The organism is Burkholderia sp. LMU1-1-1.1 (assembly GCF_040675865.1).
Taxonomy (GTDB): domain Bacteria; phylum Pseudomonadota; class Gammaproteobacteria; order Burkholderiales; family Burkholderiaceae_D; genus Rugamonas.
This window is the reverse complement of sequence record NZ_JBEGHG010000016.1, coordinates 93,899-103,672: the sequence shown is the minus strand read 5'-3', so window position 1 is coordinate 103,672 and position 9,774 is coordinate 93,899. Positions and strand designations below refer to the sequence as shown.

The following is a 9,774-nucleotide window of genomic DNA, read 5'->3' as shown; positions in this document are numbered from 1 at the left end:
AAGCGCAACGACCCGGACGAAAATTCGACCGGGTCGTTAAAGCGGTGGCGCAGCGATATCCAGAGAAACGATTAACTAAGAAAACTTAACTTAGCGGCATTAGGGTCAGGTCCACCATTTCTACACGACCCCGACGGTATGCCCCTTCCGCGTCGTTGAACGGATGAGCACGTGTAGAATTGGTGGGCCTGACCCCGGAGTTAAGGTTGCGGCGGAGCATCCTCCGGCGCACTCACCGGCAGCTCCAACGTCACGCAAGTACCCTTCCCCGGCTCCGCCTCCACCCTGATCGTCCCCCGCAGCACCCCGGTGACGATGTTGTAGACGATGTTCATCCCCAGCCCCGAGCCGCCCTGCCCCAGCTTGGTGGTGAAAAACGGGTCGAAGATCTTGTGCAGCGTGCCGGACGTCATGCCGACGCCATCGTCGCGGAATTCCAGCGTCACCGAGCCCTCGCCGCTGCGCCGCGCCCTGATGTTGATGGCGCCGCAATCGCGTCCGTCAAAACCGTGCAGCAGCGCGTTGCCGATCAAGTTGCTCAGCACCTGGCTCAAACTGCCGGGATAGGAGTCGAACTCCAGATCGGACGGCACGTCGACGCTGACCTCGCACACGCGCCGCCGCAGCTGCGTCGCGTACGTCGCCAGCGTGTCGCGCACCACGTCGTCCAGACGGAACTTGCGCCGCTGGCCGCTGGCCTGGTCCACCGCCACCTGCTTGAACGACGTGATCAGATCCGCCGCGCGCGTCAGCGAGGTGTTCATGATGTCGCACGCCTTGCGCGCCTCGGCCAGGTGCGCCTCCAGCGCCGAGCGTTTCAGGCCGCCGTCGGACGCCAGGCGGCATTCGAAGTCGCGCACCATGTCGCTCAGCGCGCTGGCCGTCAACAGGCTGTTGCCGATCGGCGTATTCAGCTCGTGGGCGACACCCGCCACCAGCGCGCCCAGCGCCGCCATCTTTTCCGACGTCACCAGATTGGTCTGCGCCTGCTTGAGCGTCTGCACCACCGACGCCAGATCGCTGCGCGCCTGTTCGACGTTGCTCTTTTGCCGCTCCAGCTCCGCCAGGCTGTGTTCCAGTCCGTGCGTGGTGTCGGTCAGGCGCCGCGCCGACACCAGCAGCGCGGCGATCAGGGCGCTGATGATGAATCCCGCCACGCCGATCAGCACCACCGGCAGCGACGAACTGCCGTAGCGCGAGCCCTCGTGGCCATGGAAGCGCAGCAGCCAGCGCCGGTGCCCGACCGGCAGTACCTTGAGCGAGGTCAGATCCAGCGGCAGCAGCCTGGCCGGCTCGATGGCCTCGACCTTGCCGTCGCTGTCGTACAACAGCTTGTCGCTCGCAGCCGGCATGGCCACGCCGCCGTAGCCGCTGTCCTCGATCCGCACGTGCAGATGCTCGAGCAAGGGGGCGTCGATCACTTCGCGCATCAAGGTGTTGACGCGGAAGACGATGGCGACGAATCCCACCAGCGCCTCGGCGCGCTGTTCGGCCGTCGCGGTCGGCGCACCGTTGCGGTAGACCGGCGCGCGCGCCACGAAACCCGGCTCGCCGCTGGCGTCCTGCACCAGCGTGATCCGCTCGGTGGCGACGATGTCGCCGCTGTCGCGCGCCAGCTCCAGCGACTTCAAATGCGGCGCCAGCATCGCCAGGTCGAGGCCGAAGGCGTTCTCGTTGCCCTTGAGCGGCTCGGTATATTCGATGATGTAGTGCAGCGGCCGGCGGCTGGCCGGATGGATGTGGAACTCGGGATAGCCGCGCGGATCGATGCTGGTGTCGCGCCGCACCGCCTCGGTGAACGCGGCCAGCCGCTGCTCCGGCACCACCCGCACGAACTGGATCGCCTGGAACCCGGGATAGCGCCGGTCCAGCTTGAGCTCGCGGATGAAGCGGTTGAAACTGGCGCGGTCGATGCGGTCGTCCAGCGCGTACATGCCCTTGATACTGAGCAGCATGTCGAAGTAGGTATGCAGCCGCACCTCGGTGTCGCGCGTGACCTTGTCGGCGTCGCGCTGGAAGTTGGCGCGCACCTGCGCGCGCTGCTCGGTGGCCACCACATAGCAAGTGCCGATTGTCACGCAGATGCCGATGGCGAAGGCCGGTAAGCCGCGCGATTGCATGTCGCCCCGGGGGTCAGGTGGCGACGAACGGCGGCGGGTCGCCGCCTTCGTCGCCGGGGCTGTCGCTATAGCGCTCGGCGATGGCCATGAATTCCTCCTCGGCCGTCAGCATCGCGTCCACCACGTCGGGGTCGAAATGCTCGCCGCTGGCCTGGCGTATCATCTCCATCGCCGTCTCGTGGGTGAAGGCGGGCTTGTAGACCCGCTTGGAGATGAGCGCGTCGTAGACGTCCGCCACCGCCATCAGCCGCGCCGACATCGGTATCGCCTCGCCGGCCAGGCCCTCCGGATAGCCGGAGCCGTCGTACTTTTCCTGATGCGAGTAGGTGATCTCGCGCGCGTAGCGCAGGAAGGTGTTGGTGTAGCCGAGGTGGTTTTCGACGTTGACGATGGCGTCGCGCCCGTACACCGTGTGCATTTTCATGACGGCGAATTCGGCCTCGGTCAGGCGGTCCGGCTTGAGCAGGATGGCGTCGGGGATCGACACCTTGCCGATGTCGTGCAGCGGCGCGGCCTTGTACAGCGATTTGATGTTGGCGTCGCTGAGTTCTTCGGAAAAGCGCTTGTGGCCTTGCAGCTGGCGCGCCAGCGCGACCACGTAGTGCTGCACGCGGCGCAGGTGGTTGGGGGTCTCGTATTCGCGCGTCTCGGCCAGCGACGCCAGCGCCCAGATCATCGCGTCGAGCATCTGGCTCAGCTCCAGCGTGACCTCCTCGACCACGTGTTCGAGCAGGTTGCGCTGCTGCTTGAGCAGTTCGCGCGAATGGCGCAGCTGCAGGTGGGTGTCGACCCGCGCGCGCAGCACGTCGCCGACCACCGGCTTGGCGACGACGTCGGCGCCGCCCTCCATCAAGGCGCGCTCCTGGTCGTCCTCGGCCTGCGTTTGCAGGAAGATCACCGGAATGTCGGCGGTGTCGGGATTCGATTTGAGCTGCTGGCAGACGGTATAGCCGTCGATGTCGGGCAGCGCCGTGTCCAGGACAACAAGATGCGGGCGCGGCACCTGCTGCATCACCGACAGCGCCGCCCGGCCGCTGTTGGCCAGCCGGATTTCGTACTGTTTCTGCAACAGTCGATTCATCTCGATCAGATTGTCCGAAGCCTCGTCGACGATGAGTACGATGGCTTTTTTGACGTTCATGTACCGCTACTCCCCCGGGTTTGGTCCTATACAACAGCTGTCGCTTGCTGGTCCGCGCAGCATCTTGGCTCAATCATAACTGAGTGGGGCCGGATGACCAGCCTAATCTGACGCCGAATATTTTTACACGTCATCGCTTGCAATTGTATAGCGCACTACCCATAATGGAAGCATGAACACGAAAAAACACCCCGACGACACCACGGCAGCCGCCGTACCGCAGCTGGACGGGCAGCTGTGCTTTGCGCTGTATTCGACGTCGCTGGCGATGAGTAAAATCTATCGCAAGCTGTTGCGCGGCCTAGGCCTGACGTATTCGCAGTACCTCGTCATGATGGTGCTGTGGGAGAAAAACGAGCTGACCGTCTCGGAAGTGGGCGAGCGCCTGTTCCTCGATTCGGCCACCTTGACGCCGCTGCTCAAGCGCATGGAGCAGGCCGACTTGCTGACCCGCACCCGCGCCGCCAGCGACGAGCGCCAGGTCATCATCACGCTCACGCCGCAGGGCGACGCGCTGCGCCACGAGGCGGCCAAGCTGCCGCCTGCCATCCTGCAAGCGACCAAGTGCACCTTGGACGAGGTGGTCGGCATGAAGCAGCAACTCGACGCGCTGCGCGCCGGCCTGATGGCCTCGGCCAACTGAGCACGCGATGACGACCTCCGCCCCGATTTTCACGCCGCCGGGCGACACGGTGGCGGCGCTGCGCGACGCCGGCTACGCCCTGCTGGCGCCGCACGACGTGGCCGCGCTGGCCGGCGTGCCGCTGGCCGAACTTGATGCGCTCATCCCCAGCTGGGACGCGCTGGAGCTGGATAACTATCTGAAGGACGGCGGGCGCTATCGGCGCCGCCGCCATTCGTGCTTCGTGCAGGACGGCGCGCGGCTGACGCGGACGGCGCACCGCGCGCACTGGCAGCCGCTCGAGTACAACGCACTGCACGGCGGCATGAACCGCCTGTTCGAGCCGATGCTGCCGGAAACCGTGGCGCAGCCGGCCTGGGACGCGCTGGTGACCGCCATCGGGCGCGTCTGCGCCGCCGCACGCGGCGACGCCCACGCCGGCCAGCCGTGGTACGTCGAGGCGCACCAGTTCCGCATCGACACCACCGACGGCATCGGCCGCCCGACGCCGGAGGGCGCGCACCGCGACGGCGTCGACTTCGTCGCCGTGATCCTGATCGCGCGCGCCGACATCAAAGGCGGGGAGACTCGCATCTTTGAAGCCGATGGACCGAACGGCAAGCGCTTCACGATGACCGCGCCGTGGACCATGCTGCTGCTCGACGACGCCGCCGTGATCCACGAATCGACGCCGATCCAGCCGCTGTCCGGGCATGGCCACCGCGATACGCTGGTGCTGACCTGGCGCGCGGGAGGTTTCCAGGGACAGGAAAATCCCCTGCTTCAGAGCTAAATCCGATATAGTCACACCAGCTAAATACCGCATCAGGAGGGTCGTCTGTGGACGCCAGCTACGAGATACAGCCCGACGAAATCGAAATTCTGATCGTCGAAGACAGCCCTACCCAGGCCGAACGACTGCGCCGCCTGATCCAATCGATGCGCTACAAGGCGCGCGTGGCCGGCAACGGCCGGCTGGCGCTGGAAGCGATCCGCGAACGCAAGCCGCACCTGGTGCTGTCCGACATCGTGATGCCGGAAATGGACGGCTACACGCTGTGCCGCGCCATCAAGACCGATCCGGACCTGCGCGACATCCCGGTGATCCTGGTGACATCGCTGATGGACCCGAAGGACATCATCCGCGGCATCGAATGCGGCTCCGACAACTTCATCCGCAAACCGTACGCGGAAGACTATCTGCTCAACCGCATCGGCCACATGCTGATGAACCAGAAGCTGCGCAAGAACCAGAACATGGAGGTCGGTATCGCCCTCTACCTGGGCGATCAAAAGCACTTCATCAACGCCGAGCGCCAGCAAATCCTCGACCTGCTGATCTCCACCTACGAACAGGCGGTGCAGGTCAACAGCGAATTGCAGGCGCGCGAGCGCCAGGTGATCGAGCTCAATATGCGCCTGGCCCACCACGCCGGCGAGCTGGAAACCATCAACCGCGAGATCGCGCTGAAGAACCTGGAGTTGGCCGAGGCCAGCCGCATGAAGTCGGCCTTCATCGCCAACATGTCGCACGAGCTGCGCACGCCGCTCAATGCCATCATCGGCTTCACCGGCGCGCTGCTGATGAAGCTCCCCGGCCCGCTGACGGTGGAACAGGACAAGCAGCTCAACACCATCCGCACCAGCGCGCGCCACCTGCTCTCGCTGATCAACGACATCCTCGACGTGGCCAAGATCGAGGCCGGCAAGGTGACCCTGGAACTGGAGACGGTGCGGTGCCAGGAGCTGGTCACCGACGTCGTCGACACCCTGCGCCCGCTGGCGCTGCAAAAAGGGCTGGCGCTGGAAATCGACCTGGCGCCGGCGGCCATCGTGCTGGAGACCGACCGCCGCGCGCTGACGCAGATCCTGCTCAACCTTGGCAACAACGCCATCAAGTTCACCGAAACGGGCACCGTCCGCGTGACACTGGCGCTGCGCCCGGGCGACGGCCAGAACATCATCGAGTTCTCGGTGGCCGACAGCGGCGCCGGCATCCGCGAGGAAGACCAGAGCAAATTGTTCCAGGCGTTCTCGCAGCTCGATTCGACGTCGACCCGGCACGCCGAAGGCGCCGGACTGGGGTTGTACCTGTGCCAGAACCTGGCCAACCTGATCGGCGGCTCGCTGTTCTTCAAGAGCGATTTCGGCCACGGCAGCACGTTCACCCTGGCGTTGCCGCGCCGGGGTTAGCGCCGGGTGGGGCATGGCCCAACGGCCGATTCATGCCACGTTGCAACAAAAATACAGTAGTTTTACCGTATTGCACCGCAACATAAATCGGGATATATTGGAACCGTCTCCTCCAACCGTTCGCTGAACATTGGAATTGAGCCCGCCACCTCACGGTCGCGGGCTTTTTTTTGCGCTTTTTTGGCGGATTTCCGCCCACCCGCGCAGAGTTGTCGCTGAGTTAGCTCTGCTGCACTGCGATACTTCATCACTAAATTAAACAAACGATTTAGTTATATCATTTGTTTGATTTATGTGATGTAATCCCGCCATGAACGCTAAAGCCCCCCCCACCCCCACCACGGCCTCCAGCCAGCCAGCGGACGACGTCCGCAAGCCGCGCTCCGACGGCGAGCAGTCGCGCGAGCGCCTGCTCGTGTCGGCGATGCGCCTGTTCGGCCAGCAGGGATTTTCCAAAACCTCGACGCGCGAGATCGCCCAGGCGGCCGGCACCAACGTCGCCGCCATCAGCTACTACTTCGGCGACAAGGCGGGCCTGTACCAGGCCTGCTTCAGTTTCATGTGCGCCGAGGCGGGCGGGAACGTCGCCGCGTTCGACCAGCCCCACTTCACGCTGCGCGAATCGCTGGAAGGCTACTACGGCCAGATGATCGCCCCCCTGTTGAAGGAGAACCAGGAGGCGGACACGATGCTGCGCCTGTTTTTCCGCGAGATGCTCGAGCCCACCGGGCTATGGGCGACGGAGGTGGAAAACAACATCAAGCCCGAGCACCTGGCGCTGGTCCGGGTGCTGTGCCGCCATCTGGGCCTGGCCGAGGCGACCGACGACGTCCACCGGCTGGCTTATTCGATTCCCGCGCTCTGCATACAATTATTGATCTCCCAAGACGTCATCAATGCGATCACGCCGCATATGTTGTCCACGCCGGAGGCGATATCCGAGTGGGGCGAGCGGCTGGTCGACTATGCCGAAGCGCTGTTCAATGCCGAAAAACTTAAACTCCAAAGGAAAGCATGAAGATTATCGTACGCGCGACGACGGCATTGGCCGTCGCCACGGCGCTCAGCGCCTGCGCCCTGACGCCACCGGCGCCGCACGTCGACGCCCGCGCGCCGCAACAGTGGCAGGCGCCCCTGCCCTCGCAGTTGCCGCACAACGGCAACCAGGCCGACCTGGCCAGCTGGTGGCGCCACCAAGCCGACGCGCTACTGGCGCAGCTGATCGAATCGGCGCAGGCGGTCAGCCCGACGGTGGCGTCGGCCGCCTCGCGCATCGCCCAGTCGCGCGCCGACCGCGTGGCGGCCGGCGCCGCTCTGATGCCGACGCTCGACGGCACGGGCAGCATCAGCCGCGCCAACCAGCAATCGACGTTGCCGATGGGGACCACCTCGCAGGCGGCCTTGCAAACGTCGTGGGAGATCGACGTTTTCGGCGCCAACCGCGCGACCCGCGATGCCGCCCAGGCGCGCCTCGACAGCGCGCACGCCGGCTGGCACGACGCCCGCGTCTCCGTCGCCGCCGAAGTGGCCAACCAATACTATGCGCTGCGCGCCTGCGAACAATTGCTGGCCGTCGCCAAACAGGATGCCGCATCGCGCGCCGACACCGCGCGCCTGACGGAGCTGAGCGCGACCGCCGGTTTCGAATCGCCCGCCAATCTGGCGCTGGCGCGCGCCAGCGCCGCCGAAGGCAACAACCGCTACCTCGCCCAGCGCGCCACCTGCGACGTCAACGTCAAGGTGCTGGTGGCGCTGACGGCGCTGCCGGAAGCGGAACTGCGCCAGGAATTGGCAAAAGGCGTCGCTTCCGGCGTGGCCGCCGCCGACGCGGTGGCGCCGTCCATGGCCATCGCCGCACTGCCGGCCAACACGCTGAACCAGCGCCCGGACGTGTTCACCGCCGAACGTGAAGTGACCGCCGCCAGCGCCGAAGTGGGCAACGCCCAGGCGCAGCGCTACCCGCGCCTGACCTTGTCCGGCTCGGTCGGCATCGCCAACTTCCGCTCCGGCGGCGACAACACCAAGACCGACACCTGGACCATCGGCCCGCTGTCGGTGTCGGTGCCGATCTTCGACGCCGGCCGCCGCCGCGCCAACGTCGACGCGGCTGGTGCGCGCTACGACTACGCCGTCGCCAACTACCGCTCCACGGTGCGCCAGGCCGTCAGCGAACTGGAACAGGCGCTGGTCAACCTGGACGGCACCGCCGCCCGCGCCACCGACGCCCAGACCGCGCTGGACGGCTACCGCGTGAACTTCGCCGCCGTCGAAGACCGCTACAAGAACGGCATGGCGAGCCTGTTCGAACTGGAGGACGCCCGCCGCACCCGCCTGGCCGCCGAACAAACCGTCATCAACCTGCAGCGCGAACGCAGCGCCGCCTGGGTATCGCTGTACCGCGCCGCCGGTGGCGGCTGGAGCGCGCCGGCCGACGGCGCCCCCGCCGTCGCCACCGCCGCGGTCACCACCAACGCCAGCGGCACCAACGTCCAATAAAAACAACCTGACCGTTCATCATGAAAACTCTGAAAACCAATCTGAAATCGCTCGCCATCGCCCTGCTGGCAGTCTTCGTCGCCGGCGGCATCGGCATGGCCGTGTACTCGCCGGCCACGCAGGCCGCCGATGAAAAGAAGGCCGGCGCGCCCAAGGCCGCGCTGACCGTGACCACCACCAAGCCGTCGACCGCCAGCCTGCCGATCAAGCTGGCCGCCAACGGCAATGTCGCCGCCTGGCAGGAGGCGAGCGTCAGCAGCGAATCGAACGGCCTGCGCCTGACCGAGGTGCGGGTCAACGTCGGCGACGTCGTCAAGGCCGGCGACGTGCTGGCGGTGTTCTCGGCCGAGACCATCAACGCCGACATCGCCCAATCGAAAGCCGCCCTGCAGGAGGCCGAGGCCAACGCCGCCGACGCCGTGGCCAACGCCGCCCGCGCGCGCACCTTGCAAAACTCCGGCGCCCTGAGCGCGCAGCAAATCAGCCAATACAACACCACCGAGCAAACCGCCAACGCCCGCATCGCCTCGGCCAAGGCGGCGCTGGCGAACCAGCAGCTGCGCCTGAAATACACCAAGGTGGTGGCGCCGGACAGCGGCATCATCTCCGCCAGGACCGCCAACGCCACCGTCGGCTCGGTCTCAGCGCCCGGCACGGAGTTGTTCCGCATGATCCGCCAGAGCCGCCTGGAATGGCGCGCCGAGGTGGTGGCCGCCGACCTGCGCAACCTCAAACCCGGCACCGCCGCCGTCGTCAAGGCGGCCAACGGCAGCGAAGTGACGGGCAAGGTGCGCATGATCGCGCCGACCGTCGACCTGCAAACCCGTTCCGCGCTGGTGTATGTCGATCTGCCGCTGAACGCCGGCACCGGCGAGGCGCCGTTCAAGGCCGGCATGTTCGCCAGCGGCCAGTTCGAACTGGGTAAATCGGACGCGCTGACCGTGCCGCAGCAATCGATCGTCGTGCGCGACGGCTTCAGCTTCGTGTTCCGCCTGAACACGGACAGCAAGGTCAGTCAGATCAAGGTGCAGCCGGGCCGCCGCCTGGGCGACCGCATCGAGGTCAAGGGCGGCCTGACCGCCGACACCCAGGTGGTGCTGCGCGGCGCCGGCTTCCTCAACGACGGCGACCTGGTACACGTCGTCGCCGAGGCGGTGCCCGCGCGCGCCGCCGGCCCGGCCACCGCACCTGCGGCCAAATAA

Annotated in this window: 8 protein-coding genes; 6 read left to right on the top strand and 2 right to left on the bottom strand. The window is 66.1% G+C overall.

Going from position 1 to position 9,774, the window contains the following annotated elements; all coding sequences use genetic code 11:
• Positions 1-200 precede the first annotated feature (200 nt).
• On the bottom strand, positions 201-2,120 hold the full coding sequence (locus MRBLMU1_RS16180; protein ID WP_363503133.1) for a CHASE domain-containing protein: 1,920 nt from the start codon (positions 2,118-2,120) through the stop codon (positions 201-203).
• 13 nt (positions 2,121-2,133) lie between these two features.
• A complete protein-coding gene (locus tag MRBLMU1_RS16175; protein ID WP_363503131.1) occupies positions 2,134-3,261 on the bottom strand; it encodes an HD-GYP domain-containing protein in 1,128 nt (375 codons plus the stop codon).
• A gap of 172 nt (positions 3,262-3,433) precedes the next feature.
• Between MRBLMU1_RS16175 and MRBLMU1_RS16170 the strand changes: the two genes are divergently transcribed.
• The 6 genes from MRBLMU1_RS16170 (at position 3,434) to MRBLMU1_RS16145 (ending at position 9,774) form a co-directional block, all read left to right on the top strand.
• Entirely contained in the window at positions 3,434-3,904 is a 471-nt protein-coding gene (locus MRBLMU1_RS16170; RefSeq protein WP_363503129.1) for a MarR family winged helix-turn-helix transcriptional regulator, read from the top strand.
• A gap of 7 nt (positions 3,905-3,911) precedes the next feature.
• Positions 3,912-4,676: a 2OG-Fe dioxygenase family protein gene (locus tag MRBLMU1_RS16165; RefSeq protein ID WP_363503127.1), complete on the top strand. Its 765-nt coding sequence runs from the start codon at positions 3,912-3,914 to the stop codon at positions 4,674-4,676.
• A 47-nt stretch (positions 4,677-4,723) separates the two neighbouring features.
• Positions 4,724-6,076, top strand: coding sequence for a hybrid sensor histidine kinase/response regulator (locus MRBLMU1_RS16160; protein WP_363503125.1), 1,353 nt, complete (start codon positions 4,724-4,726; stop codon positions 6,074-6,076).
• A gap of 310 nt (positions 6,077-6,386) precedes the next feature.
• Positions 6,387-7,094 (top strand): CerR family C-terminal domain-containing protein, encoded by a 708-nt coding sequence (locus MRBLMU1_RS16155; protein ID WP_363503123.1) that lies wholly within the window; start codon positions 6,387-6,389, stop codon positions 7,092-7,094.
• Positions 7,091-8,572: an efflux transporter outer membrane subunit gene (locus MRBLMU1_RS16150; protein ID WP_363503121.1), complete on the top strand. Its 1,482-nt coding sequence runs from the start codon at positions 7,091-7,093 to the stop codon at positions 8,570-8,572. The genes MRBLMU1_RS16155 and MRBLMU1_RS16150 overlap by 4 nt, the downstream gene beginning before the upstream one ends.
• A 20-nt stretch (positions 8,573-8,592) precedes the next feature.
• Complete coding sequence (locus MRBLMU1_RS16145; protein WP_363503119.1) at positions 8,593-9,774, top strand: efflux RND transporter periplasmic adaptor subunit; 1,182 nt, start codon at positions 8,593-8,595, stop codon at positions 9,772-9,774.